This is a genomic window from Phytohabitans rumicis (assembly GCF_011764445.1).
Taxonomy (GTDB): domain Bacteria; phylum Actinomycetota; class Actinomycetes; order Mycobacteriales; family Micromonosporaceae; genus Phytohabitans; species Phytohabitans rumicis.
In genome coordinates this window covers 6,135,232-6,160,040 of sequence record NZ_BLPG01000001.1, presented here as the reverse complement: position 1 = coordinate 6,160,040, position 24,809 = coordinate 6,135,232, and the positions used below count along the sequence as shown (strand labels likewise).

Genomic DNA, 24,809 nt, shown 5'->3' with positions numbered 1-24,809 from the left:
GGCACACCGTCAAATCTGATAGACCGCCATGCGCCCCTGGTCGTAACGCTTGATCGCAAGCGATGTGAGACCCGGCGACTCCGGCCGCACACTCCGGTCCACCACCAGCCAGCGCACCCCGCGCGCCCGCAGGACCGCCAGCCCGGCCGAGGTCGGCTGGTAGAACGCGGCGTCGTTGGCCGCCAGCAGCGCCGGGTCCCAGAACGGCTCCTCGGCCCCGCCCGGCAGCCCCATCATCCGCGGCGCGAACGTCCAGCCCTCGACCAGCACCGACCGCTCGGCGTACCCGCTCAGCCAGAACGCGCGCGCGTCGCACAACCCCTTGACGACCTCGTTGCAGTGCACGTTGGTGGCCAGCACGTCATCGGGGTCGCTGTGCGCGTACACCCAGCGGGCCGCGGCGACCCGGGAGGCGGGCAGCGCCGCCGTTGGGTACGCGCCGCCGTTGGGCTGCCGGTGCGCCGCCGCCGCGTCCATGACCAGCCCGGGAGCGCCGGCCACCAGGATCGCGGTGAGCAGGTAGGCCGGGCGCCGACGCAGCACCAGGAACAGCACGACGCCGAGCGCCAACGCCCACAGCAGCAGCGGCACCAGCGGCCGCCGCGCCGACACCGGCCCGAAGACGAGCTGGACCAGGCACAGCAGCACCCCGAACCCGACCGCGAACGCCGCCAGCCGCCGATCGAGCCGCCCGACGACGCTGGCCCAGCCCCATGCCGACAGGATCACGCCGAACGCGAACCCGGCCCGCACGAAGTACTGGTTGCTGCTGCCAGGGTGGCCCAGCGTGAGGTACAGCAGGGGCCCGACGACCGCGCCGGCCAGCAGGAAGACCTTCTCCGGGTCGGTGAAGACACGCCGGCCCAGGCCCACGATCCCGACCAGCCGCAGCTGCATGTTGAGCAGGAACGCGACCGCGGCTAGCGGCCAGGCGAGGGTGGAAGACGCGTACGGCCGCAGCCCCTGCAACGGCTCGACCTTGACCCCGTGGCTCTCGAACGCGAACAGCACCGCCGTGGCGAACACCTGCGCCACCACGGCCAGTCCCAGCGCGCCCAGCACCACCCACGGCAGCCGCCGGCGGCGTACGAAAAGGACCAGGGCGGTCAGCCCGAGCGCGCCCGCCACCACGGGCACCGAGCTGGCCTTCGCCCCGGTGGACCCCAGCAGGAACAGGGCCGCCAGCGCCCAGCCGCCGCCCCCGCGCAACAGCGACACCAGCACCGCGATCAGCGGAAACAGCAACACCCAGCTGTACGTCATCGACGGGCTGCCCCACACGATGAACGTCACCTGCGTGCCGAAGAGCTGCCGGATCCCGTTCTCGAAGCCGAACTCGCCGATCGTGAACATCAGCACCGCCGCGCCGACGCCCACGTACGGCCGGTCGCTGACCCGCCACCCCACCACCGCGACCAGCACGATCGCGAGCGCGCACAGCGCCGGCACCGCCAGCCGCAGGAACACCGTCGGCAGGTCCACCCCGCTGACCAGCGAGGCCGCCCCCATGTGCGCGAACCCGAACCAGTGGTAGTGCAGCGGCTCCCCCGCCACCTGCGGCAGGTCCGGCGGCGCCTGGTGCTTGGCCGCGCCCGCGATCGACATCTGGAACGCCAGGTCGAGGTACTGCGCCTGCCCCTCGCCGGCCGGCAGGATCGGGTTGCGCCGCAGGAACGAGTCCCACAGGTACACGGTGAAGCCGGCGACGACCGCGGCCACCGCCCACGACCAGCCCACCGGCACCCGCTCGTAGCCGCGCACCACCCAGTGCCGGCGCAGTGGCCGCACCGCCACGAACGCCACCACGACCAGTGCCGGCCACGCCCACAGCCACCGTTCGGCCCCCACCGACACGAACCCGAACCACGCCGCCAGCTCCAGCACCAGCCCGACCGCCGCGCCCATCGCCAGGTCTTCGACCAGCGTGCGCGGCGTCCGCCGCAGCGCCCGGTAGACCAGCGTGCCGGGCAACATCACCGCGAGCGCCGCATACGCGGCGTAGCGCGCGACGTCCAGCACCGGCGTCCCGGAGACGATCAGGAAGAAGGCCACCACCGCGAAGGCCACCGCCGCCGGGGCCCAGCGCCGCGCCTTATCTGGTACGCCAGGGTCCGTCCCCTGCTCGGTGCGCTGCTCCGCCGGGCGGCTCGCCGTCGCCGTCACCGCAGGCTGTCGGTGAGCTCGACCGGCGCGTCCGTGTCGTCCGCGACGTAGTACGCCGGGCGCGCCTGCACCGCGGTGTAGATGCGCGCCACGTACTCCCCCAGCAGCCCGAGGCACAGCAGCTGTACCGCGCCGAGGAAGAGCACCGCCAGGTACAGCGAGGGCCAGCCGGTGACCGTGCCGCCCCGGAGGTACGCGATCATCGCGATCACCACCAGCACCACGCAGACGGCGACCCCGGCGAGGCCGAGCCAGGTGGCGACCCGCAGCGGCGCGGCGGAGAAGCTGGTCACGCTGTCCGCGGCCAGCCCCACCATCCGGGACAGCGGGTACTTCGTCCGGCCGGCGGCCCGCTCCTCGCGCTGGAACGCCACCTCGCCACTGGGAAAGCCCAGCCACGGCACGACCAGCCGCAGCACCGGCGTGCGCTCGGGCAGCTCCCGCAACGCCTGCACGGCCGCCTGGCTCAGCAACCGGAAGTCCCCGGCGTGCGCGGGCACGTCCTTGCCCACCAGGCGGCGCATCAACCGGTAGTAGACGCCCGCCGTCCACCGCTTGAAGGGAGTGTCGGCGCTGCGGTCGGCGCGCACGCCGTACACGATGTCGAGGCCGTCGGAGCGCGCGAGCCGCAGCATGTCGACGATGGTCTCCGGCGGGTCCTGCAGGTCCGCGTCGATGCTGACCACGTACGCCCCGCGGGCCCGCATCAGCCCGGCGAGCAGCGCGGCCTGATGCCCGCTGTTGCGGCGCAGCCGCAGCACCCGAAGCTGCGGCCACTGCCGGCGTGTGGCGTGCAACGCCACCGCGGTGCGGTCGGTGCTGCCGTCGTCGACCGCCACCACCTCGTAGGGCTCGCCGAGCGCGTCGAGCACCCCGCGCAGCCGCGTCACGAGCAGCGGCAGCACGGATTCCTCGTTGAACATCGGCACGACCACGGAGAGTGCCGGCGCGGAGCCAACCACGCCCGCACGCTACCAGTCCCCCTTTTCCGCGTCGATCAAGGGCAAACGGCCGTGCTTTGATCTCCAAACCATGACCCTTTGCCCTTGATCGGCGCCCGATTCCTTGATCGGCGTAGCGCAAGGTCAGCTCGGGTCAGGCAGCCGGGAGCCATCGGCGGGTCAGCGGCCCGGACAGCAGCATCGGCACCCCGACGAGCGCCAGCAGCACCGGCACCGAAAGGCCCGACGAGCCCAGCCCGAACCCGGCGAAGACCAGCAGCGCCACCGTCTCCTGGCCGAAGCCGGCCACCGACAGCACGGTCGCCCGCGCCGGCCCCGCGATGCTGTCCTGCAGCCGCGCCTCCGCGACGATCTCGAAGAACTCCAGCACCGCGAAGGGCACCGCCACCGCGAGCATCCCGGCCGGATGCCCGACCAGCGAGCCGGCCGCGAGCAACACCCCGCCCACGGCGACCGCCGTCGCCAGCCGTTTCGGCGACACGCCCGCCCAGCGGTCGGCCAACGCGCTCGCCCCGGCCATCGCCGCCACGGGCAGCAGGAACAGCAGGGGTACGGCCACGGTCGGCGCGCCCATCTCGCGGGCCAGCATCGGCACGTACTCGTCGATCGCGGTGAGCCCGGTGACCAGGGCGAAGAGCAGCACCGTCCGATTGACCCGGCGGTTGCCGCGCACCTGCGCCAGCCCGGCCCGCAGCGTGGCCAGGTAGTGCCGCGTGCCACCGTCGGCGCTCCGCACCCGGGGCGCCTCGGGAAACGACAGCGCGATCGGCACCACCGCCAGGCTCACGGCGACGCTGGCGGCACCGACAAGCGGATATCCGCCGAGCGCGTACGCGGGAGCGGCCAGCGCCATCGCGGACAGCTCGGCCAGCAGCGCGACCGTGTTGCCGAGCCCGACCGTGCGGACGTACCGGTCCGTGGCACCCGCGGCGGCCAGCTCGTCATAGACCAGGGCCTCGACGGTGCCCGACGTCATCGCGCTGGACAGCCCCCACAGCGCGAACCCGACCGCGAACCCGGCATAGGTGGGCCAGACCACCCACAACGCGAACCCGGCCGCCCGCAGCACCGCTGCCACGGCGACCATCCGACGCCGGGAGAACGCGTCCGCCCACGCCCCGGACGGAATCTCCAGCGTGAAGCTGACCACCGACCAGATGACGAACAGCGACGAGATCTGCCCGCCACCGAGCCCGGCGTCGGCGAAGAGCAGCGCGTAGACGGGGTAGAACAGCACCCCTTCGGTGCACGCCTGAAGAACACAGAGCCGCCTGGTGACGGCCCGAGGTCAGACCGGGTGCCGAGTCGGATCAGCCATCCTCCGACCCTCCCACCGCCCGATGTGATCGTCAACGCGATATCCACGGGCGCGGCGCGCTCCCGTACGCGCGTGAGTGGGGCGCCCCTATGTGGCTGATGCGACCTGAGTGGGGCGCCCCTTTGCCCGCACAGAGCTGCATAGGGGCGCCCCACTCACGGCGCAACGCCCAACCGGGGCGCCCAACCGGGGCGCCCTACCGGGTGCCGGGGGACGCGTTGGGCCCGCCCGGGAGCCGGCAGCCGGGCGCCCTGCTCAGGGTCAGCCGCCGCAGGACGTACGGGGGAGGCCGCGGACCGCGACCGGGGAGCGGCCGTCGGCGGGTGCCTTGCCGGCCAGTACATCGGCCAGGGCCACCATGGACAGCCGGCTCGACGAGTACGTCGCCAGCAGCACCGGCGAGTCCGCGTCCGCCAGCAGGTACGGGGTGTCCATCGCCACCGTCACGGCGGCTCCCTTGCGCAGGTCGGAGCGCTTGTCGCCGTACCCGACAAGGTGGATCACGGCGCCGCCGCTGTCGACGACCTCGGCCCCGGTGGCGCGCAGCGCGTCGACCAGCCAGCCCTTCGTCGTGGTGCGCCCGCCCGCGGCGGTGACCGTGACGGGGCCGCGGACGAGCGGCCCGCCGCAGGCACCACGGAGCTGGGTGACCGCGGCGGCGGCCGCCTTGGCGACGTCGCGCTGGTGGTCCGCGCTGCCCACTGTGGACATCTGCGGCACAGCAGCGAGAGCCAGCTCGAACTTCAGCGTCAGCACGCGGGTCGCGGCCTCGACGAGGCGGTCCTTGGACAGTTCGCCGGTGCGCAGCGCGGAGAGCAGCCCGTTGTACGCCAGCGGCAGGTTGTCGGGCATCAGGAGCAGGTCGTTGCCGGCGTTGACGGCGCGGACCGCGGCCTCGCCGGGCTGCCAGCGGCGGGCCGGTGCCATGTTCATCCCGTCGGTGACGACCACGCCCTTGAAGCCGAGTTGCCCGCGCAGTACGTCGGTGAGCATCTTGTGGGAGAACGTCGCCGGCATGCCCGGGTCGATGGCGCGCACGTCGAGGTGGCCGGACATCACCAGCTTGGCGCCGGCCCCGATGCCCGCGGTGAACGGCGGCAGGTCGGCGGCGTCGAGGCCGGCCCGGCTCTGGGTCAGCTTGGGCAGCGAGTCGTGCGAGTCGCCGGTGGTGTGGCCGTGCCCGGGGAAGTGCTTGAGCGTGGCGGCGACCCCGCCCGCCTGCAGGCCGCGGACCGCGCCGGCCACCTGGGCCGACACCTTTGCCGTATCAGAGCCGTACGACCGGGAGCCGATCACCGAGCTGCCACCGCTGCCCAGCACGTCGGCCACCGGGGCGAAGTCGACGTTGATGCCGAGCGCGGCAAGCTCGGCGCCGGCCGCCCGCCAGGCGCTCTCGGTGAGCTGGGGGTTGCCGGCGGCCCCGAACGCCATCGCGCTGGGCAGCCCCGTGACGCCGGTCTTGACCCGGGTGACCACGCCGTACTCCTGGTCGGTGCCGATGAGCATCGGCGCGGCGCCGGCCGGGAGCTTGGCGGCGGCGTCCTGGAGTCCGGTGGTCAGGCCGCGCACCTGCTCCACACTGTCCACATTGGTCGTCGTCTGGTTCTTGGACGTGGGGTCGTCGGCCGAGAAGCCGACGAGGATCAGCCCGCCGAGGCGGTACTTGGCGATCATCTCGGCCGGGGTGTCGACGCCGGCGAGCTTCCGGTTGCCGGCGGCCGACCCGGCGGACACGTCGGTGGCCGAGGCGCCGTAGGCGTACGGCATCAGCACCTGCCCGACGAGGTCCTCATCGGAGAGGCTGGCGGCCAGCGTGGCGGCCTTGGCGGCCGGGCCGCCGCTGAGGGTGGGCGTAGGCGTCCCGGCAGCGCTGGCCGACGGCCGAGGCGCGGGGTCGGCACCGCACCCGGCCACCACCAGCAAAGCGGCGAATATCGATAAAAGACGCAGACGCACGCCCGCCATCAAAACACAGCCTTGCTAACCCACCCTCGTCAGCAGAGTCACAGGGGCACCGTCGCCCGCGTAGCGGTACGGCTCCAGTTCGGCGTCCCACGCCGTGCCGAGGGCGCGGTCGAGGGCGTGCGCGAGGGCCTCCGGTGCGCGGGCGGACTCCATGATGCTGCGCAGCCGGTCCTCGCCGAGCTGGATGTCGCCGGCCGCGCCCATGGTGGCCCGGAAGAGCCCTCGGCCCGGCACGTACATGAACCGCTCGCCGTCGACACCGGGGCTCGGATCCTCGGTGATCTCGAAACGGAGCATGGGCCACTGCCGGAGGGCAGCAGCCAGCTCCGCGCCGGTCCCCGGGCGTCCGGTCCAACTGCACTCGGTCCGGCGGGCGCCGGCCTCGACCGGCTGTGCGGTCCAGTGCAGGTTGACCGGCGCGGTGAGGACGCGCGCGATCGCCCACTCGACGTGTGCACACACGGCAAGCGGGGTCGAGTGGACGTATACGACGCCACGCGTTGGCACGGTGACCTCCCGGAGAAGCGAGGTGCGTCTTCCCCTACGACCTCGATCAACGGGTGGTTGCCCAACATGATGACTCCTGTGACGGATGGTGCGCCAGAGAATCGAAAAACTGGCACACGGAATAACTCAAATAACTCCGCGTTGTGACGGAGAGCGCGCGGCGGAGCCTGCTAGGCCCGTTGCGCCGTCGTGTAAAGTTCACTGGTCTCTCTCTGTCCGGCTGCAAGGAGTACCTCCCGTGGCGAGCAACACCTCCAAGACCGCGCGCGCATCCGTCCGCGCCGGACAGGGCGCGGGTGGCGCCCTGAGCGTGCTCGGTGAGTTCAAGTACCTCATCCCGCTCAACAACGGCAAGCACGCGTACGTGCGCAACCTGACCAACGGCAAGACCAACCATCTGCGCACCGATTCCGAGGCGTTCGTCGAGGAGATCCGCGTCCTCGCCGGTGCCGGTCACGCGACGAAGATCCGCGCCGAGATCAACGCCCTCGCCGCCGCGTTCCCCAGCGACGGATGGGACGCCACCGAGAAGCGCCTGGTCGAGGCCGGCGTCTTCGAGGGCTGACACCGGCCCGGTATCCCAGATCTGACAGAGGCCCCGCCACCTCGGCGGGGCCTCTTGCTGTGCAAGAACGTCCTGGTCAGCACGCCCATCGCTGAGGCATGATTGTTACCCGTGGGTACAACGGAGGTGCCCCATGACGATGGTCGACCAGCCCGAAATTCGCCTGGCCGACGGTCCCCGGCTCCACGTCCGATCCGCCGGATCTGACGACGCGCCGATCACCGTGGTACTGCTGCACGGCTGGGTGCTCGACGGACGCACCTGGCACCGGCAGGTCCCCGCTCTCGCCCGTACCGCCCGGGTCATCACGTACGACGCCCGCGGCCACGGCCGCTCCGGCGCCATCGACCGCAACGCGGCCACCCTCGCCCAACTGGGCGACGACCTCGCGACGGTGCTGCGCACCGTCGTACCCACCGGCCCGGTCATCCTCGCCGGTCACTCGCTCGGCGGCATGACGATCATGGAGTACGCCCACCGGCACCCCGCGGACTTCGCCGAGCGCGTCGCCGGCCTCTTCTTCTTGGGCACCACCGCCGAGGGACATACCCACACCGTGTACGGCCTGCCGACGCACGTCGCCCGGCTGGTGCGGATCGCCGAGACCGCCAGTGCCGAGGTGCTGGCCCGGCTCGGCGACTGGCGCCCGCACCGGGCGTTCACGCTCGCGCTCCGCCCCAGCCTGCGCTGGCTGCTCTTCGGCTACCCGTGCGACCCGGCCGACGTCCAGCTCACCGCGAAGGCGGTGATCCGCGCGCCGCTCGGCTCGATCGGCGGGTTCCGCCCGTCGGTGGGTGCGCAGCAACGCCTGGAGACGCTCGCCGCCCTGCCCACGGTGCCGACCGCCATCCTGGTCGGCGAGAAGGACCGGCTCACCCCGCCGGTGTGCGCCCAGTCCATCGCGGCAGCACTGCCCGATGCCACTCTGACCATCTGTCCGGACGCCGGCCACATGCTCATGCTGGAACGTCCGGAAGTAGTCACCGACGCACTCCTCGGAGTGGTCCACGCCGCTCTTGATCGTCCGAGGCGGGCATAAGGGTCGGTTGGCGCGTAACATTGCCAGGCCGAACTTCCCCTGGGAGCCCCGAAAACTTGAGCGACGCCGCCACCACCCTGCAGCAGGAAATCGCCGCCGAGCAGCGCCACGTCGATCGCGTGTACGCCCGGCTGGCCGAATTGCGGCAGGCCGCCGCCCGTGCGGAGAAGGAGGGCTACCGCCTCGCCCGGGTGGGCAACTTCGGCGCCCTCGTCGAGCGGGACGCGATGGTCTTCCACGCCGCCCGGCGCCGCCACGCCCTGGACGCCGAGCACGAGGGGCTGGTGTTCGGCCGGCTCGATCTGCGCGAGGGCCCGGTGCTGCACGTCGGCCGGCTGGGCGTACGCGACGAGGAGGCCCAGCCGCTCGTCATCGACTGGCGGGCACCCGCCGCCGCGGCGTTCTACCAGGCCACGGCCGCCGACCCGCGGGGCGTCGTACGCCGTCGCATGATCCAGTCCAGCGGCGAGAAGGTCACCAACATCGAGGACGACCTGCTCGACCCGGCCGCCGCGCCGGAAGGCATGCGGGTCGTGGGCGACGGCGCACTGCTGGCCACCCTCGCCAAGGCGACCGGGCGGGGCATGCGCGACATCGTCGCCACCATCCAGCGCGAGCAGGACCAGGCGATCCGCTCCCCCGCGTCGGGCGTGACGATCGTCTCCGGCGGCCCGGGCACCGGCAAGACGGCCGTGGCGCTGCACCGCGCGGCGTACCTGCTCTACTCCGACCGCAGCCGCTTCGCGGGCGGCGGCATCATGGTCGTCGGCCCGTCCGGGGTGTTCGTGGAGTACATCGCCGCGGTGCTGCCGTCGCTCGGCGAGGAGGCCGCCACCCTGCACTCGCTCGGCTCGATCGTCGAGGACGTGACGGCCGCCCGCACCGACCCGACCGCGGTCGCCGCGGTCAAGGGCTCGCTGCGGATGCGCCGCGTCCTGGATCGGGCGGTCCGGGACGCCGTGCCGAACGGCCCGACCGACCTGCGCCTGCTCTACCGCGGCGACCTGCTGCGCCTCGGCACGGCCGAATTGGACGCGATCCGGGCCCGCGCGCTGCCCCGCGGCGCGCGCCGCAACGAGGTGCGCCGGGCCGGCATCGACGGCCTCTTCGAGGCACTGTGGGCGCAGGCGCAGGCCCATAAGATCGGTGGCCTGCCGTCGCAGATCGAGTTCGAGGACGACCTGGCCGAGCGGCCGGACTTCCGGGACTTCCTGCGCGCGTGGTGGCCCCGGCTGGCGCCCCGCCACGTGCTCGCCTGGCTGGCCGATCCGGCGCGCCTGCGGGCGTACACGTCGGGGATTTTGAGCGGTCCGGAGATCGCGCTGCTCGCGGACGCCTTCGTGCCCGGGGATCCGACCGTCGCGGACGTGGCGCTGCTCGACGAGTTGGACGAGATGCTCGGCCGGCCGCCGCAGCCGGCGCGCAAGCAGCGCGACCCGTTCCACGTGGTCGACGGCGTGCGCGAGGTGAGCACCTACGCGGACCGGCAGCGCGCGGCCCGCGCCGCCGCGGTGCGGCGTCCGGACGACTACCGCGAGTACGCCCACGTGGTGGTCGACGAGTCGCAGGACGTCTCGCCAATGCAGTGGCGGATGCTGGGCCGTCGCGGCCGGCTCGCCTCGTGGACCGTGGTCGGCGACCCGGCGCAGAGCGCCTGGACCGGCGACCCGACCGAGCTGGCCCGGGCCCGCGACCGCGCGCTGGGTAGCCGCCGGCGGCACGAGTTCACGCTCACCACGAACTACCGCAACTCCGCGGAGATCTTCGCGCTGGCCGCCGAGGTGATCCGTGAGGTCTCCCCCGGCATCACGCTGCCCCGGGCGGTGCGCTCCACCGGCGTACCCCCGGAGCAATTGACCCTGGCCCCGGCGGACCTGCCGGATGCGACCCGCAAGGCCGCGGCGCGGCTGCTGGATGAGGTCGAGGGCACGGTCGGCGTCATCGCGCCGGTGCCACGCCGCGACGAGGTCGCGGCGTGGCTCACCGAGCTGCCCGCGGACCGCTTGCAGGTGGTCACCAGCTTGCAGGCCAAGGGCATGGAGTACGACGGCGTGGCGCTGGTCGCGCCGGAGGAGATCCGGAAAGAGGACGGCGCGCGGACCCTCTACGTGGCCCTGTCCCGCGCGACCCAGCGCCTCGTCACGCTGTCCGCTTGACCGCGACCGCCGTGTACGTGGTGTCCGGCGTCGGCGTCGTGGTGAAGCGGGCGTTCGGCAGGTAGAGCCGGTCGCCGAACGCGGCGACGGTCGTGGGTACGTCGAAGTTCGGGCTGGTGAGGCGGGTGACCAGGGCACCGCTGGTGCCCCGCCGGTCGAGGCGGAAGACGGCGACCTGGTTGAGCCTGTTCTGCACCACGTAGAGGCTGCGGCCGAGCACCAGCAGCCCGTCGCCGTTGGTGAGGATCTCGCCGCCGAGGTCGACCTGGGTGGTCGCGCCGGTGGCCGGGTTGACCCGGAAGAGTCCGCCCGTGTTGGACTGCACGACCAGCAGCGCCCGCCCGTCCGGCGTGGGCGCGATCCCGTTGACGTTGAAGCCGGCCTGGTAGACGAGGTCGCCGCTGTACGGCAACGGGGTGAAGGCGCCGGGCCGCGTCACCTTGTAGAGGAACGGGTTGTTCGAGTCGGTGAAGAACGCCCCGAACGGGGTCACCACGACGTCGTTGATGAACGTCGGCGCGCTCGCGAACTGATACGACGCGAGGATCTCCCCGGTACGCGGGTCGACGACCCGGCCGTCGCCGGCTGCTCCGCCGGCGACGAAGAGGCCGTGGCGGTCGATTTTCAAGCCGACGGACGGCGTGCCCGGTCCGGGCGAGATGACCTTGCCGCGGCCGGTGACGAGGCTGGCCCGGTAGATGCGGCCGTCGGCGAGGGAGCCGAAGTAGGCGTACGGCTGCTTGCCGATGGCGATGCCCTCCGGCCGGAAGCCGTTGGGCAGCGCGATGACGTCGGGAAGGTGCTTCTGACCGGCGCTCGCGGCGCTTGGAACGCTGACGGTGGCCGCCGATATCGCTGCGGCGGCGGAGGACGTGAGGAGAGCACGACGAGTAAGCACACTTCGATCCACGCACATCACTGCCACTCGGTTCGATGGCATTGGATTTCAGTACCAGGTTTGCACACATTGCAATGTCAGCATATATTTGACGGCCATGGGTGCGGGACACGATCACGGGGCAGTGGCCACGCGGGCCGGTGAGCGCCATCGCGGGCGGCTGTGGGCGGCGTTTGCGCTGCTCGCGGCGTTCATGGTGATCGAGGCGGTCGCCGCGCTGCTGACCGGCTCGCTCGCCCTGCTGTCCGACGCCGGGCACATGTTCACCGACGTGCTCGGGATCGGGATGGCACTGGCGGCCATCTACGCTGCCTCGCGGGCCGCCGGCGATCCGCAGCGGACGTTCGGGCTGTACCGGCTGGAGGTGCTCGCGGCGCTCGGCAACGCGGTGCTGCTCTTCGGCGTGGCGATCTACGTCCTGATCGAGTCGGTACGCCGCTTCGCCGACCCGCCCGAGGTGCCCGCCGGCCCGATGCTCGTGGTCGCCGCGGCCGGGCTGGTCGCCAACCTCGTCGCGTTCGGCCTGCTGCGCTCCGGCGCGAAGGAGAGCCTGAACGTGCGCGGCGCGTACCTGGAGGTGCTCGGCGACCTGCTCGGCTCGGCCGGCGTGATCGTCGCGGCCGCGGTGATCGCCCTGACCGACTGGTGGTACGCCGACCCGATCGTCGCCGTCGCGGTGGGCCTGTTCATCCTGCCGCGCACCTGGAAGCTGGCCCGCGCGGCGGTGCGCATCCTCGTGCAGGCCGCGCCCGAGCACGTCGACGTGACCGCCGTACAGACCCGCCTGGCCGCCGTGCCCGGCGTGTGCGACGTGCACGACCTGCACGTGTGGACGCTCACCTCCGGCATGGACGTGGCGTCCGCCCACCTCACCCTCGACCCGGCCGCGCAGGTCGGCCCTGTTCTGGTCGCCGCGCGCGAGGCGCTGCACGACGACTTCGACATCGCGCACGCCACCCTCCAGGTCGAGCCGGCGGAGTCCTGCCAAGAGACCACATGGTGACCAATTCGTGACGGTCCGTACGAGACTGGGCACATCGATGACGAGCCGGTACGCTCGGCTCCGGCCACTGCCCGGCGGCGCCCCTCGGCGCCGGTGGTGGCTGCCGCCGAATCGCCGCATGCTCGGTCTCGCATCGAGCCTTGGGTGAGCCGGGGAACCACCGAACTACTGGGGTGAATCCGCGCGAGCGGTAGGGGTACTTCCGTCCCGAACCCGTCAGCTAACTCGGTAGGCGGCTGACTGGAAGGACGGTTGATGGCTCACGCCCGCAGCCGATTCGGGCTCGCCGCTGTGCTGCTCGCGGCCGCGTTCGCCCTGGTCGGCATCCACCCTGCACCGGCGGCCGCCGCGCCCAACGACCCCGAGGGCGGCACGGCCACGCTCCGCGATCAACTCGAAGCGGCGAGCAAGGGTTTCGTGGTCGCACAGTCCACACTGGCCAAGTCGAAGAAGCGGCAGCAGGAGCTGACCACGCAACTCGCCCAGGTGGAGCGCGACCTCGTCGTCAAGCAGTCCACGCTGGGTGAGGTGGCCAACACGGCGTACCAGCGGGGTCGTCTCGGTCCGATCTCGGCGCTGCTCAACAGCGACTCGCCGGAAGGCTTCATGGACCGGGCCGCGGCACTCGACGCGCTCGCCGCCACCGAGGACAAGAAGCTCCGCGACCTGCTCGACACCCAGGAAGATGTCAAGAACGCCAAGCTCGCGATCGACAACGAGATCCGCGAGCAGCAGAAGCAGGTCCAGGTCATGGCCGCCCGCAAGAAGCAGGCCGAAAACGCCCTCGCCGCCGAGGGTGGTGGCGACAGCGCAGACGGGCCGAGCGGCAGCGGCGCGGCGACCGCCAGCCAGGGACCGAGCGGCTCCGGCAGCTGCTCCGTCAAGGACCCGACCGGCACCGGCGGCTGCATCACCCCGCGGCTCCTGCACGCGTACAACGAGACGAAGAAGGCCGGCTTCAGCAAGTACGTCTACTGCTGGCGCAGCGGCGGCTCGGGTGAACACCCCAAGGGCCGGGCATGCGACTGGGCGGTGGCGTCGGGCGGCTTCGGCAGCGTGGCGAGCGGCAGCAACAAGGACTACGGCGACCGGCTCGCCAACTTCTACATCAAGAACGCGAGCGCTCTCGGCGTGCTCTACGTGATCTGGTTCCGCCGGATCTGGCTACCAAGCAGCGGCTGGAAGTCGTACAGCGGCAGCGGCAGCCCCTCCGCCGAACACACCGACCACGTCCACCTATCCGTAACGTAGCTCCGCTCCCTCGCTCCCTCGCTCCTCGCGCGCTCTGCTCGCGCTCGGCGCGGGCTCTGCTCGTCGATCAAGGGCAAACGGTCGTGGTTCGATCTCCGATCCGCGACCGTTTGCCCTTGATCGGCGTAGAAGTCCTTGATCGGCGTAGAAGTCCTTGATCGGCGCGGCCGCCCCACATGAGGCGGCACCCCGGTACGGGTGCGTGCAAACCCGTACCGGGGTGCCGTGACCCGGTCTCGCCGGTCTGGGGGGATGCGCGAGACCGGGCCGGGCGGGGTTGCCCCTTTACCCCTGTGTCCAAGCCTGTAAGAAAGGCGCTGCACCCTCGCTACGCGTTACACCCCCGGCACCCATCAGCCGGAACCGTCGACTTGGTGGGGCAAAGGTTGGTTCCCGCCCCCAGTAGGGGTCCCCTGCTGGGGGCGACGCGGGCGCGGAGCGGGACGCACCGCGGACGCCCGCCCGCCGATCAAGGGAAAGCCCGTCGATCAAGGGCAAATGGTCGTGGTTTGGAGATCAAAGCACGACCATTTGCCCTTGATCGACGCGCGCGCCCGGGCGCGCAGACGGACGCGCACGCACGGACGGGCAGACGGACGGGCACGTAGCCTGGCGGGGAGGGGAGGGCGATGAAGGTATTGGTTACCAACGACGATGGCATCGCCGCACCTGGGATCCGGGCGCTGGCTCGGGCGGCGGTGGACGCGGGGCTGGAGGTGGTGGTCGCCGCGCCGATCGAGGAGGCGAGCGGGATGAGCGCCGCCATGACCGCGGTCAGGCAGGACGGGCGGATCGTCGTCACCGCGCACCCGCTGGACGGGCTGGACGGTGTCGAGTCGTACGGGGTGGCCGGCTCCCCCGGGTTCATCGCGCTGATCGCGACGTTGGGCGCGTTCGGGCCGCCGCCGGAGCTCGTGCTGTCGGGCATCAACCGCGGCGCCAACACCGGGCTGGCCCTGCTGCACTCGGGCACGGTGGGTGCGGCGTTCACGGCGGCGGCGAACGGCTGCCGCGCGCTGGCCGTATCGCTGGACATGCCGATGGCCGACGTTTTCCGTGCGGGCAGGCCCGCCGACGAGCACCGGCACTGGGCGACGGCGGGGACGGTCGCGGCCGAGTTGCTGCCCGCGTTGAAGAGCGCGCCGGAGCGGACCGTCTTCAACCTCAACGTGCCGGATCTGCCACGCGACCGGCTCCGGGGCGTACGTCGGGCGCGGCTGGCCAGCTTCGGTCAGGTGCGGATGGCGGTGGCGGAGGTCGGGGTGGGCTACGTGCGCACGACCCTGGAGGAGACCGACGTACGCCTGGAGCCGGGCACCGACGCGGCACTGCTCGTGGAGGGGTACGCCACCGTCACCGCGGTCCGGGCGGTGTCCGAAGTGGACGTCGAGCTGCCCTGACCCACCAGCGCACCCCACAGCGCGAGCGCCACCTCGGAGCTGCTCGGGCGCTGCGCGGCCTGCTTGGCCATGCAGGCCCGGCAGAGGTCGGCGAGCTGCCGCGGCAGTCCGGCCACCGCGAGCACCGGCGTCGGCGCCATGCCACGAAAGTTCGGCATCCCTCCCGGGTACGGCGAACGCCCGGTCACCATCTCGTACAGGAGCACGCCCAGCGCGTACACGTCGTCGGCGGGCTGGGCGGCGGAGGTAACCCGGTGCGCCGGCACGAGGGGGCGCCGCGGCAGAGTGGTCCGGGTGAGCCGGGGCCGGTCCGGGCGAGGGCGCGGGCGCTCCACAGTGGCCGCCAGCCCGAAGTCAATGATCTTGACGCCGTTGTCGGTCAGCATGATGTTGCTGGCGGTGATGTCGCGGTGCACAAAACCGCGCCGGTGCGCCACGGCCAGCACGTCGGCGACCGTCGCCGCGATGTGGACGGCCTCCGGCCAGGGCAGGGCGCCACCCTCCAACCGGTCCGCCAGCGAGACCCCGGCGAGCAACTCCATCACGACGTACGGCGCGACGCCGCCGCCGGGTAGCGGTGCGTCGCCGTGGTCGTAGATCCGCGGCACGCTCGGGTGGCGCAGCCGGTCGGTGATGAGCGCCTCGCGCCGTACGCTCTCCCGCGCGCGGGCGTCGGCGAGGGCCGGGGCCAGCACCTTGACCGCGATGGGACGTGGCGACAGCGCGTCGACAGCCTGGTACACGACCGAGACCCCGCCGCGCCCGATCGGGTGCAGCAGGACGTACCGGCCGACGATGGCGGTGCCCATCCGCAGCAACGTCACGTCACCGGACTATTCCGTACAGGACGGGTAATCTACAAGCGTCAAATCCGTGGTCACGCGTTCGGCGAGGGCACCTCGGAGCCGGCTGCGGAGCCGGCGAAGTAGGGCTCCGGAGCGCCGAACAGGCCGAGCAGGCCGGTGACCCACAGCTGCCGGTGCACGAACCGGCTGGGCTCGGTGACCAGCAGCTTGACGCCGCTGACCTCGGCCGTCTGGAACCCGGCGACCATCGCGCTGATGCCCACCGAGTCGATGAAGCTCACCAGCCTCATGTTGAGCTGGATGCGCGTTGGCCGGCTCTTGGTGAGCACAGCCGCCACCGCTTCACGCACCTCGTGCGCCGTGTCGACATCGATCTCTCCGCGCGGAGCAATTTCCACCACACCGCCGGGCAGGGCCGACGTAACGATCGACAGGCTCACGCGAGCACCTCCACTCGCCCGGGCACCCCGGGCGTCTCGTCAGTACGCGGGCCGCGACCGAGCGTATTCCTCCGCCCGGCCGGCCGCCAGCCCCCGTGGGCGGCAATGTGCGCGGATCGCTGCCACAAATCCGCCCATACCAGCACATCTGGCATCATATTTCCCACAGTCACCGCGTCTGAAACCACCCTCAAGAGTACCGGGGCCGGCTCGGAAACCGCTGAGGAGAAAGGCGCGGTGGCGGCCGGATCTGGTGAGTGATGCCACAGCGGACTCTTGCCGCATCCCGGCCCGGTGAACTACCGTGGTCGAAGCGCTTCGACTATAAGGGACATCAATATGACGGCTATCCGCGGCACGGAGAACGGCATCGAAGTGTCCTCGCACCGGCAGGTGCTGCGGATCGAGCCGTGGGGCGCCGACAGCGTGCGGGTGCGGATCGGCCAGGGGCGCATCGTCGACGACCTGCCGGGCGCGCTGCTCCCGCCGCCGCCGGCCCAGGCTGTTCAGGCCACTGTGGACGGCAACCGGGCCACACTGGTCAACGGCGAGCTGACGGTAGTCGTACACATTGATCCGGGTGAGGCGGAGTCGGAGGCCGAGGTGGCGTTCCGGCGGACCTCGACCGGCGCGGAGCTGCTGGCCGAGGAGCGCGCGCACTTCTGGTGGCCGGGCCCGCGGCTGTTCCAGCCGCACGGCAACGGCTTTCACCGGATCGAGCAGCGCTTCCGGGGGTACGACGACGAGCGCGTCTTCGGTCTCGGACAGCGCACCCACGGCCGCCTCGACCAGAAGGGGCTCGTGCTCGACCTCGTGCAGCGCAACGCCGAGGTGAGCATCCCGTTCCTGCTCTCCAACCGCGGCTACGGTCTGCTGTGGAATTCGCCGGCGGTGGGCCGCGTGGAGCTGGCCACCAACGGCACCCGGTGGGTCGCCGACAGCGCCCGCCAGATCGACTACTGGGTGACCACCGGCGACCCGGCTCAGATCCTGTGCCGGTACGCCGACGCCACCGGACACGCACCGATGCTGCCGGAGTGGGCGACCGGCTTCTGGCAGTCCAAGCTGCGCTACAAGACGCAGGACGAGCTGCTCTCCGTGGTCCGTGAGCACAAGCGGCGCGGGCTGCCGATGTCGGTCATCATCACCGACTTCTTCCACTGGACGCACCTCGGCGACTGGAAGTTCGACCCGGCCGAGTGGCCCGACCCGACCGGCATGGTCAAGGAGCTGGACGAGCTGGGCGTGAAGCTGATGGTGTCGATCTGGCCCACGGTGAGCCCGCTGTCCGAGAACTACCGGCGGATGGAGGCCGAGGGCCTGCTCGTCGGCACCGAGAGCGGCGTGCCGCACCACGCGCCCTGGAAGGACAAGGGCTTCGCGGTGGAGATGCCGGTCGCGTTCTACGACGCCACCAACCCTCGCGCCCGCGAGTTTCTCTGGTCGCGGGTCAAGGAAAACTACTACGACCTCGGGGTACGCGCGTTCTGGCTGGACGCGTGCGAGCCGGAGGTGCGCCCGCTGCACCCGGGCAACCTGGCCTTCCACGCCGGGCCGGGCAACGAGGTGTTCAACCTGTACCCGCGGGACAGCGCGCTGGCGTTCTACGAGGGCTTCGCGGCGCAGGGCGACGACGAGATGGTGCTGCTGACCCGGTCCGCCTGGGCCGGCAGCCAGCGGTACGGCGCCGCGCTGTGGTCCGGCGACATCGGCGCGACGTTCGACTCGCTGCGCCGGCAGGTACGCGCCGGCCTCAACGTGGCGGTGTCCGGCATTCCATGGTGGACGACCGACATCGGCGGCTTCCACGGCGGCGACCCGGACGACCCGGAGTTCCGCGAGCTGATCGTGCGGTGGTTCCAGTTCAACGCGTTCTGCCCGCTCTTCCGCCTGCACGGCTACCGGGATCCGAAGGTGGAGTTCGGTCCGGAGATGACCGGCGGCCCCAACGAGGTGTGGTCGTTCGGCCCGGAGGCGTACGAGCACATCGTCGCCGTCCTGGCCCTGCGCGAGCGGCTGCGGCCGTACCTGGCGGAGCAGCTGGCCACCGCGCACCGCAGCGGACTGCCGCCGATGCGCCCGCTCTTCGTGGACTTCCCGGACGACCCGAGCGCGTGGGAGATCGACGACGAGTTCCTGTTGGGCCCGGACCTCCTGGTCGCGCCCATCACCGAGTACGGCGCCCGGTCGCGCACCGTGCGGCTGCCGGCCGGCACCGGCTGGGTGGACGCGTGGACCGGGACGGCGTACGAGGGCGGCTCCGCGTTCACCGCCGACGCCCCGCTCGACCGGATCCCGGTGTTCCGCCGCGATGGCGCGAATGTGCAACTGCGCCCATGAGGTACTGCCATAGATGAAAGTTGCAGCTTGCACATAGACCGGTCAATACTCTCACTATGCGAGAGGGGCCGCTGTCGTTCGACGTGTGCGGGCCCGCCGGCCGGTACGTCTACGGCCTCGACGTCATCCCGCCCGGTCTGGTAACCCTCGGCGATGACGATTCCGCGGTCCTCGGGCCCGGGCATCGGGCGGCACTGGAGGATCGGTTGGCGAGCCTGCTCGGACGTCCGGTCCATGAGCCGCTGCAACTGCCGCCGGGCAACGATCTCACCACCGGCGCCGGGCGCAGCCTCGCCCGCCTGCTCGCCCTGATGAGGGCGGAGCTGGACGACCACGAGGGCCTCATCTACGAACCGCTGATCGCCGGGCGGCTGTGGCAGGGCGTGCTGACCACCCTGCTGCTGGCCACCGCCCACCAGTACCGCGACGACCTGGCGAGCCGGGTCCCGCCCAGCCGGCCCCGCACGGTCAAGCGGGCGATCGACGCGATGGAGGCCGAGCCCGAGCGGCCGTTCACGGTCGCCACGCTCGCCACGATCGCCGGTACCAGCGTGCGCACCCTGCAAGAGGGCTTCCGCCGGCACGTCGGCTTGTCGCCGATGGCGTACCTGCGGCAGCTGCGGCTGGCGCGCGCACACGCCCATCTGTGCACTGCCGACCCGCACCAGGAGACCGTGGCCAACGTCGCGCACCGCTGGGGCTTCGCCCACCTGGGCCGCTTCGCGGCCGCGTACCGAGCGGAATACGGCCAGTCCCCCGCCGACACGCTCCGCGCCCCTTGATCGGCGCGGAATTCCTTGATCGGCGGGCCCGGCCGGCGCCGCCCTACTCCCCCGGATCGCCGTGGGACATCAAGACGAGCGGGCGCACCGCCGAGCCGTTGAGCCTGGCCCCGTTCACCGGCTCGCCGGCCGGAGCCTCCCCGGTCAGCGCCCGCACGTACGCCGCCACGCGCTCGACGGCCAGCCGCCCGTCGCGTACCGCCGTCGTCAGCGGCGAGTCCCAGCCCGGCGCCATGCCGAGCAGGGCCGCCTGGGCCGCGTCGTAGCTGGCCAGGAACGCCACCGCCTGGTCCAGCGCCTGCGCCGCCTGGGCGAGGTCCCGCCGCACCTCAACCTCATCGATCATGACCGACTCCCCACCCGCGCCATGCCTCTTAGTGCGAACCTAAACACGCTCCGTCACCCGGTCGAGCCGATACACGCGGATCCTGTCCACATTGCGCAGCGTTCGGCCAGGTTGAGTACCCGCCCACGCCCCGTTGGTGAGCGACGCCGCAAGCACTGAGTACCGAGCGGCACCTGCTCCGAGTGGGCTCTATGTCGGTGGGTGTAGGTGGGTTCCCACCACGGTTGGATGCTCGCGGTGGGGGTGCGCCCCTATCGTCGTACCCGTGCTGCGGAACTGGCTGGTGCCTGCGCTGCTCGCGCTCGGCCAGGTGGCGCTGTGGCCGGGTTTGCCGCTGCTGGGCGGCGAGCCGGTCGATCGGGTCCAGGTGGCCGCGGGCCTCGCCGCCACGGTGCTGGCCGCCATCGCGCTCGGGTGGCGGCGGCGGGCGCCGGTCGCGGCGCTGGTGGGGATCACGCCCGCGCTGTCGCTCGGGCAGCTCGCCACGCCCGTCGACGCGCTGATGGTGATCATTTGCATCGACGTGATCGCGCTGTACTCGGTGGGCGTGCGCCGGCCGGCCCGGGTCACCTTCGCCGCGACCGCCGCGCTCGTCGGCTGGCAGAGCGTGCTCGGGATCGCGATCTACGGCACCGGCCGCACGTACGCCGGCAACCTGGTGATCGCCGTCGTGGTCTACCTGCTCGCGGCCGGCCTCGGGCGCAGCCGGCGGCGGTGGCGCGCGGCCCGCCAGGACGCCGCGAACCGGCTCGCCCGCGCGGAGGCCGACCGGCGGGAGGCGTCCGTTGTGGAGCGGCAGCGGCTGGCTCGCGAGTTGCACGACGTCAGCGCCCACCACTTGACGTCCATTGTGGTCACCGTGACGGCGGCGCGGCGGCTCGCCGAGCGCCGGCCGGAGCTGGCGGCCGAGGCGCTGGAGTTCGCCGCCCGCGCCGGCCGCGAGACGCAGTCGGCCCTGGCCCGGCTGGTCGACGTCATGCGTGGCGTGGAGTCGGAGAGCGGGTCGGGGCTGGGCCGGCGGATCGAGGAGTTGGCCGCCGGCTTCGTGGCGCTCGGCCAGCCGGTCACGGTGCGGCTGAGCCTGGACGACCGCACCGGGCCGTGCACCGAGGCCGCCTTCGGGATCGTCCGGGAGGCGCTCACCAACGCGCTGCGCCACGCGCCGGGCGGGGCCGTGCAGGTGCGGCTCGACCACCGCGACGGGGTCCTCGACGTGGAGGTGGCGAACGCGGCCGGCACCGCGCCGGCCGCCGCGGGCGGGCTCGGTTCCGGGCGCGGCCTCGCCGGCATGCGGGAGCGCGTGGCCACCGCCGGCGGCACCCTCGCCGCCGGGCACCGGCCGGACGGCGGCTGGCGGGTGCACGCCATGCTCCCGGAGACCTCGGCCTCCGCCGTGGATCGGTCGCTTCTTCGGGTACGCGGGCCGCGGCTCGCCGACATCGCGATCGCCCTCGCGCTGGCGGTGCTGCCGGTGTCGGCGGTGCTGCTGCCCGATCCCGCGGTGCCCCGCCTGGACGCGGCGGGCGGGGCGCTGGCCGCGATGCTGCTGGCCGCGCACGCGCTGCCGCTCGTCTGGCGCCGCCGCGCGCCGTGGCGGGCGCTCGCCGGCGTACTGGCCACCACCGCCGTGTGGCCCGTGGTGGTCGGGTTCGATCTGCTGCCGCACCCGGCCGTCGACGCGTTGGCGACGGGGATGGTCGCCGAGTTCGTGGCGGTCTACGCGGTCGCGGCGTACGGCCGGCCGCGGCACCTGACCTGGCTGGCCGCGCCGCTGGCCGCCGGCGCGCTCGGCGCGGTGGCGGTGACCGCGGCGGCCGTCGACGGCATGCTGATCGAGCAGCCGGCCACCGCGCTCGTGGCGCAGCTGTGCACGGTGGTGGTCGCGGCCCTCTTCCTGGTGCCGCTGGGCGCGCTCTGGGGTGCCGGCTTCGCGGTACGCCTGCGGCGCGACCGGGTCACCGCCCGCGAGCGGCGGGCGGTGGCGGCGTCCACGGCCGGCGCGGTCGAGATGGCGTACGCCGAGCGCGCCCGGATCGCCGCCGGGCTGCGCGCAGCCGTGCTGCGACACGCGAACGCGGTGACCGCGGCGGCCGAGGAGGGCCGGCTGGACGGCGTACTCGGGGAAGCCCGCGCGGCCCTGGCGGCCATGCGCGACCTGCTCGGCGATCTGCGGGGTGATCCCGACCGGGCACCGCAACCGACGGCCGCGGCGATCGACGCGCTGTGCCGGCGGCAGCGCGACGCCGGCCGGGTGGTCGAGCTGCACTCCCCCGCGGCGGTCCCGGCGCTGCCGCCGGCGGTGGACGTGTCGGCGTACCGGGTGGTGGAGGCCGCGCTCGCCGCGGGCGACGCCGGGCCGGCCCGGGTCACGCTCGGCTACGGCGCCGGCGACCTGCGGATCACCGTCACCGGCGTGCCGTCCGCCACGGCCGACCCGGTCGCGGCCGGGCTGCGGGCCCGGATCACCGCGCTCGGCGGGCGGATGAGCCTCGACCCGGCCGGCACGATGGACGTATGGATCCCGGCCCGATGAGAGCACCCCACGAAACCACCCGCGTTCTCGTCGTCGACGACCAGCCGGTGGTGCGGGCCGGGTTCGCGGCGATCATCGACGCCGAGCCCGACCTGTTCGTGGTCGGTACGGCCGCCGACGGCGCGGCCGCGGTCGAGGAGTCCCGGCGGCTGTGCCCCGACGTCGTGGTGATGGACATCCGGATGCCGGGCATGGACGGGTTGACCGCCACCCGGCTGCTCACCGGCGCGCCGGATCCGCCGCGGGTGCTGGTGCTGACCACGTTCGACCTCGACGCGTACGTCTTCGAGGCGCTGCGGGTCGGCGCCTCCGGCTTCCTGCTCAAGGACGCCAACCCGGACGACCTGCTGGCCGCGATCCGGGTCGTGGCGGCGGGCGACGGCATGCTGGCGCCGGCGGTCACCCGCCGGCTCATCGACGCGTTCGCCCGCGGGGTGTTGGCCCCGCCGCCGGATGCCACGCCGCCGCAAACGCTGACCCCGCGCGAGCTGGAGGTGCTCACGCTTGTCGCGAGTGGACTGTCCAATGCGGAGATCGGGGCGCGGCTCGGGGTGGCCACCGGCACCGTCAAGACACACGTCAACGCGCTGCTGACCAAGCTCGGCGTGCGGGACCGGGTGCAGGCCACCATCCTGGCGTACGACCTCGGGGTGGTGCGCCCGCGATGATCAGCCGCGGCCGGCGGCGCCGCCCGGCGCGGAGATCCGGAACGTCACGTCGCTGACCAGCCGGCCCAGCTCGGTGGACAGCTCCGGGTGGTAGCGCAGCAGGTCTTCCAGCCGGACCCGCCACTTCGCCGACTCGACGAACGGCCGGTCCCACTCCGGCCCGCGCACCAGGCGCCGGGAGTCGGCGAGCGCCTCCCCGTACGGCGAGCCGAGCAGGGCGGTGATCCGCCGGTACAACCAGGGATAGAGGACGTCCGACTCGAGGGCGGCCACGAAAACCCTGGCGCCGTCCCACGCCAGACGTTGCTGGTGCACGATCTTTCGGCCCATGTGACTTCCTCCGAGACCATCATCGACCCATCGTGAGGTCGGTCACAAGTCCATCCAGCGATACAGGGCGATTTCGTTGCGAGGCACGACGAACACCGGGGCCGCCGTCCCTAGCGTCGAATCATGGGCGTACGACGGGGAAACACCATCCTGGCGGTGGCGGCGGTGCTCGCGGGAATCACCGCGATCGGACTCATCGTTTTCGGGCTCTGGCTCCGCCACGGATACGGCGGTGCCCGGCACACCGATCCGGCGTGGTGGGCCGGGGTGGGCAGCCAGGCGCTGGGGTACCTGGCGTTGGGCAAGGGCGGCCTGAAGGCGGCGCTGGCCGTACTGCTGGGCGCGTCGGCGGTGGTGGCATGGATCCGCGGTCGCCGATCGAAGGACTCGGACGCCGAGCCAGAAAGGCCCGAATAGAGTCCCCTTATGACGACTTCCGCACCCACTCTCGGCGTCACCGGCTCCACCGGCCGCCTCGGCCGGCGTGTCGCGGACCGGCTCGCGGCCGCCGGCGTACCCCAGCGGCTCGTGGTCCGCGATCCCGGCCGCGCGCCCGACCTGCCTGGCGCCGGCGCGGTCCAGGCGACGTACGCCGACGGCGAGGCGGCCCGGCGCGCCCTCGACGGCGTCGAGACGCTCTTCATGGTGTCCGGCGCCGAGGAGCCGGACCGGGTCGCGCAGCACAAGACGTTCATCGACGCGGCCGCCGCAGCGGGCGTCGGCCACCTGGTGTACGTCTCGTTCTTCGGCGCCGCGCCGGACGCCACGTTCACGCTCGCCCGCGACCACTGGGCCACCGAGGAGCACCTCCGCGCCAGCGGGCTGCGCTACACGGTCCTGCGCGACAACCTCTACATCGACTTCTTCCCCATGATGGTGGGCGAGGACGGCGTCATCCGCGGGCCGGCGGCGGACGGGCGGGCCGCCGCCGTCACCCAGGACGACATCGCCGACGTGGCCGCGGCGGTGCTGCGCGATCCCGGCGCACACGAGAACGCCCGGTACGACCTCACCGGCCCGGAGGCGCTGACGCTGCACGAGGTGGCCGCCACGATCAGCGAGGTCACCGGTCGGACGGTCGACTACCACGACGAGTCGCTCAACGAGGCGTACGCGTCGCGGGCCGGCTACGGCGCCCCGACCTGGCAGGTCGACGCGTGGGTCAGCACGTACACCGCGATCGCGGCGGGCGAGATGGACGGCGTGACCGAGGCGGTCGCCACCGTCGCCGGCCACCCGGCCACGAGCCTGCGCGCGCATCTTCTTGAATATGGGGCCGGGTAGATGTTAGGAATGGTTTAGACCTGTTCTTCTCTGTGCGGGTCTGTCGAGGTTCT

The 24,809-nt window shown here is 72.5% G+C and carries 21 protein-coding genes, 1 pseudogene and 1 riboswitch; of the genes and pseudogenes, 12 read left to right on the top strand and 10 right to left on the bottom strand.

The genetic code is table 11. From position 1 onward, the window contains the following. Positions 1-9: 9 nt before the first annotated feature. The 5 genes from Prum_RS28030 to Prum_RS28010 all read right to left on the bottom strand — a co-directional run bounded on the left by Prum_RS28030 (position 10) and on the right by Prum_RS28010 (position 6,915). Positions 10-2,163, bottom strand: a complete 2,154-nt coding sequence (locus Prum_RS28030) for a hypothetical protein (protein ID WP_173079215.1) — start codon at positions 2,161-2,163, stop codon at positions 10-12. Beyond that, a complete protein-coding gene (locus tag Prum_RS28025; protein WP_281368990.1) occupies positions 2,160-3,125 on the bottom strand; it encodes a glycosyltransferase family 2 protein in 966 nt (321 codons plus the stop codon). The genes Prum_RS28030 and Prum_RS28025 overlap by 4 nt, the downstream gene beginning before the upstream one ends. Positions 3,126-3,258: 133 nt before the next feature. Beyond that, positions 3,259-4,362 carry an MFS transporter gene (locus Prum_RS28020; RefSeq protein WP_173079214.1) on the bottom strand — a complete coding sequence of 368 codons (1,104 nt, stop codon included), beginning with the start codon at positions 4,360-4,362 and terminating at the stop codon, positions 3,259-3,261. A gap of 342 nt (positions 4,363-4,704) precedes the next feature. After that, positions 4,705-6,408 carry a glycoside hydrolase family 3 protein gene (locus tag Prum_RS28015; RefSeq protein ID WP_173079213.1) on the bottom strand — a complete coding sequence of 568 codons (1,704 nt, stop codon included), beginning with the start codon at positions 6,406-6,408 and terminating at the stop codon, positions 4,705-4,707. Between the two features lie 15 nt (positions 6,409-6,423). Further along, a complete protein-coding gene (locus Prum_RS28010) occupies positions 6,424-6,915 on the bottom strand; it encodes a DUF3145 domain-containing protein (protein WP_173079212.1) in 492 nt (163 codons plus the stop codon). Between the two features lie 238 nt (positions 6,916-7,153). Between Prum_RS28010 and Prum_RS28005 the strand changes: the two genes are divergently transcribed. The 3 genes from Prum_RS28005 to Prum_RS27995 all read left to right on the top strand — a co-directional run bounded on the left by Prum_RS28005 (position 7,154) and on the right by Prum_RS27995 (position 10,675). Next, positions 7,154-7,480, top strand: a complete 327-nt coding sequence (locus Prum_RS28005) for a hypothetical protein (protein WP_173079211.1) — start codon at positions 7,154-7,156, stop codon at positions 7,478-7,480. A 139-nt stretch (positions 7,481-7,619) separates the two neighbouring features. Beyond that, positions 7,620-8,519 carry an alpha/beta fold hydrolase gene (locus tag Prum_RS28000; RefSeq protein WP_173084244.1) on the top strand — a complete coding sequence of 300 codons (900 nt, stop codon included), beginning with the start codon at positions 7,620-7,622 and terminating at the stop codon, positions 8,517-8,519. Between the two features lie 56 nt (positions 8,520-8,575). Further along, the gene (locus Prum_RS27995; RefSeq protein ID WP_173079210.1) at positions 8,576-10,675 is read left to right on the top strand and encodes a HelD family protein; all 2,100 of its coding nucleotides are present in this window, start codon (positions 8,576-8,578) and stop codon (positions 10,673-10,675) included. On the opposite strand, the gene Prum_RS27990 is transcribed toward Prum_RS27995, so the two are convergent. Beyond that, positions 10,659-11,585: an SMP-30/gluconolactonase/LRE family protein gene (locus Prum_RS27990; protein ID WP_246278140.1), complete on the bottom strand. Its 927-nt coding sequence runs from the start codon at positions 11,583-11,585 to the stop codon at positions 10,659-10,661. The genes Prum_RS27995 and Prum_RS27990 overlap by 17 nt on opposite strands. An 85-nt stretch (positions 11,586-11,670) precedes the next feature. Here Prum_RS27990 and Prum_RS27985 point away from each other — a divergent pair, with 85 nt between their 5' ends. The 3 genes from Prum_RS27985 to surE all read left to right on the top strand — a co-directional run bounded on the left by Prum_RS27985 (position 11,671) and on the right by surE (position 15,227). Further along, a complete protein-coding gene (locus Prum_RS27985; protein WP_173079208.1) occupies positions 11,671-12,576 on the top strand; it encodes a cation diffusion facilitator family transporter in 906 nt (301 codons plus the stop codon). Positions 12,577-12,670: 94 nt separating this feature from the next. Then, a riboswitch (cyclic di-AMP (ydaO/yuaA leader) is annotated at positions 12,671-12,827 on the top strand. A 4-nt stretch (positions 12,828-12,831) separates the two neighbouring features. Then, positions 12,832-13,827: a coiled-coil domain-containing protein gene (locus Prum_RS27980; RefSeq protein WP_173079207.1), complete on the top strand. Its 996-nt coding sequence runs from the start codon at positions 12,832-12,834 to the stop codon at positions 13,825-13,827. A gap of 629 nt (positions 13,828-14,456) precedes the next feature. After that, complete coding sequence (gene surE, locus Prum_RS27975) at positions 14,457-15,227, top strand: 5'/3'-nucleotidase SurE (protein ID WP_173079206.1); 771 nt, start codon at positions 14,457-14,459, stop codon at positions 15,225-15,227. A 38-nt stretch (positions 15,228-15,265) separates the two neighbouring features. Here surE and Prum_RS51990 read toward each other — a convergent pair. Further along, positions 15,266-16,036: pseudogene (locus Prum_RS51990) on the bottom strand (serine/threonine-protein kinase); the annotation flags it as partial. 68 nt (positions 16,037-16,104) lie between these two features. Further along, positions 16,105-16,473 carry an STAS domain-containing protein gene (locus Prum_RS27970; protein ID WP_173079205.1) on the bottom strand — a complete coding sequence of 123 codons (369 nt, stop codon included), beginning with the start codon at positions 16,471-16,473 and terminating at the stop codon, positions 16,105-16,107. Between the two features lie 339 nt (positions 16,474-16,812). Between Prum_RS27970 and Prum_RS27965 the strand changes: the two genes are divergently transcribed. Both Prum_RS27965 and Prum_RS27960 read left to right on the top strand, forming a co-directional pair. Beyond that, positions 16,813-18,813: a glycoside hydrolase family 31 protein gene (locus tag Prum_RS27965; protein WP_173079204.1), complete on the top strand. Its 2,001-nt coding sequence runs from the start codon at positions 16,813-16,815 to the stop codon at positions 18,811-18,813. Between the two features lie 56 nt (positions 18,814-18,869). Then, entirely contained in the window at positions 18,870-19,595 is a 726-nt protein-coding gene (locus Prum_RS27960) for an AraC family transcriptional regulator (RefSeq protein WP_173079203.1), read from the top strand. Between the two features lie 43 nt (positions 19,596-19,638). On the opposite strand, the gene Prum_RS27955 is transcribed toward Prum_RS27960, so the two are convergent. Further along, entirely contained in the window at positions 19,639-19,941 is a 303-nt protein-coding gene (locus Prum_RS27955; protein WP_173079202.1) for a hypothetical protein, read from the bottom strand. A gap of 265 nt (positions 19,942-20,206) precedes the next feature. Between Prum_RS27955 and Prum_RS27950 the strand changes: the two genes are divergently transcribed. After that, entirely contained in the window at positions 20,207-22,474 is a 2,268-nt protein-coding gene (locus tag Prum_RS27950; RefSeq protein ID WP_173079201.1) for a sensor histidine kinase, read from the top strand. After that, entirely contained in the window at positions 22,471-23,142 is a 672-nt protein-coding gene (locus tag Prum_RS27945; protein ID WP_173079200.1) for a response regulator, read from the top strand. The genes Prum_RS27950 and Prum_RS27945 overlap by 4 nt, the downstream gene beginning before the upstream one ends. Here the strand turns inward: Prum_RS27945 and Prum_RS27940 are convergent, their stop codons facing one another. Further along, entirely contained in the window at positions 23,143-23,472 is a 330-nt protein-coding gene (locus Prum_RS27940) for a hypothetical protein (RefSeq protein ID WP_173079199.1), read from the bottom strand. It abuts the gene before it with no gap. Between the two features lie 123 nt (positions 23,473-23,595). Between Prum_RS27940 and Prum_RS27935 the strand changes: the two genes are divergently transcribed. Both Prum_RS27935 and Prum_RS27930 read left to right on the top strand, forming a co-directional pair. Then, complete coding sequence (locus Prum_RS27935) at positions 23,596-23,889, top strand: hypothetical protein (protein ID WP_173079198.1); 294 nt, start codon at positions 23,596-23,598, stop codon at positions 23,887-23,889. Positions 23,890-23,898: 9 nt separating this feature from the next. Continuing rightward, positions 23,899-24,756, top strand: a complete 858-nt coding sequence (locus tag Prum_RS27930; protein WP_173079197.1) for an SDR family oxidoreductase — start codon at positions 23,899-23,901, stop codon at positions 24,754-24,756. Positions 24,757-24,809: the final 53 nt, after the last annotated feature.

Bases quoted from the DNA above. Each gene is read 5' to 3' on its own strand.
- Prum_RS27945 (WP_173079200.1), top strand. From the start codon at position 22,471: ATGAGAGCACCCCACGAAACCACCCGCGTTCTCGTCGTCGACGACCAG.
- Prum_RS27960 (WP_173079203.1), top strand. From the start codon at position 18,870: ATGCGAGAGGGGCCGCTGTCGTTCGACGTGTGCGGGCCCGCCGGCCGG.
- Prum_RS27985 (WP_173079208.1), top strand. From the start codon at position 11,671: ATGGGTGCGGGACACGATCACGGGGCAGTGGCCACGCGGGCCGGTGAG.
- Prum_RS27930 (WP_173079197.1), top strand. From the start codon at position 23,899: ATGACGACTTCCGCACCCACTCTCGGCGTCACCGGCTCCACCGGCCGC.
- Prum_RS27980 (WP_173079207.1), top strand. From the start codon at position 12,832: ATGGCTCACGCCCGCAGCCGATTCGGGCTCGCCGCTGTGCTGCTCGCG.
- Prum_RS27940 (WP_173079199.1), bottom strand. From the start codon at position 23,472: ATGGGCCGAAAGATCGTGCACCAGCAACGTCTGGCGTGGGACGGCGCC.
- surE (WP_173079206.1), top strand. From the start codon at position 14,457: ATGAAGGTATTGGTTACCAACGACGATGGCATCGCCGCACCTGGGATC.
- Prum_RS27955 (WP_173079202.1), bottom strand. From the start codon at position 19,941: ATGATCGATGAGGTTGAGGTGCGGCGGGACCTCGCCCAGGCGGCGCAG.
- Prum_RS28000 (WP_173084244.1), top strand. From the start codon at position 7,620: ATGGTCGACCAGCCCGAAATTCGCCTGGCCGACGGTCCCCGGCTCCAC.
- Prum_RS28015 (WP_173079213.1), bottom strand. From the start codon at position 6,408: ATGGCGGGCGTGCGTCTGCGTCTTTTATCGATATTCGCCGCTTTGCTG.
- Prum_RS27965 (WP_173079204.1), top strand. From the start codon at position 16,813: ATGACGGCTATCCGCGGCACGGAGAACGGCATCGAAGTGTCCTCGCAC.
- Prum_RS27935 (WP_173079198.1), top strand. From the start codon at position 23,596: ATGGGCGTACGACGGGGAAACACCATCCTGGCGGTGGCGGCGGTGCTC.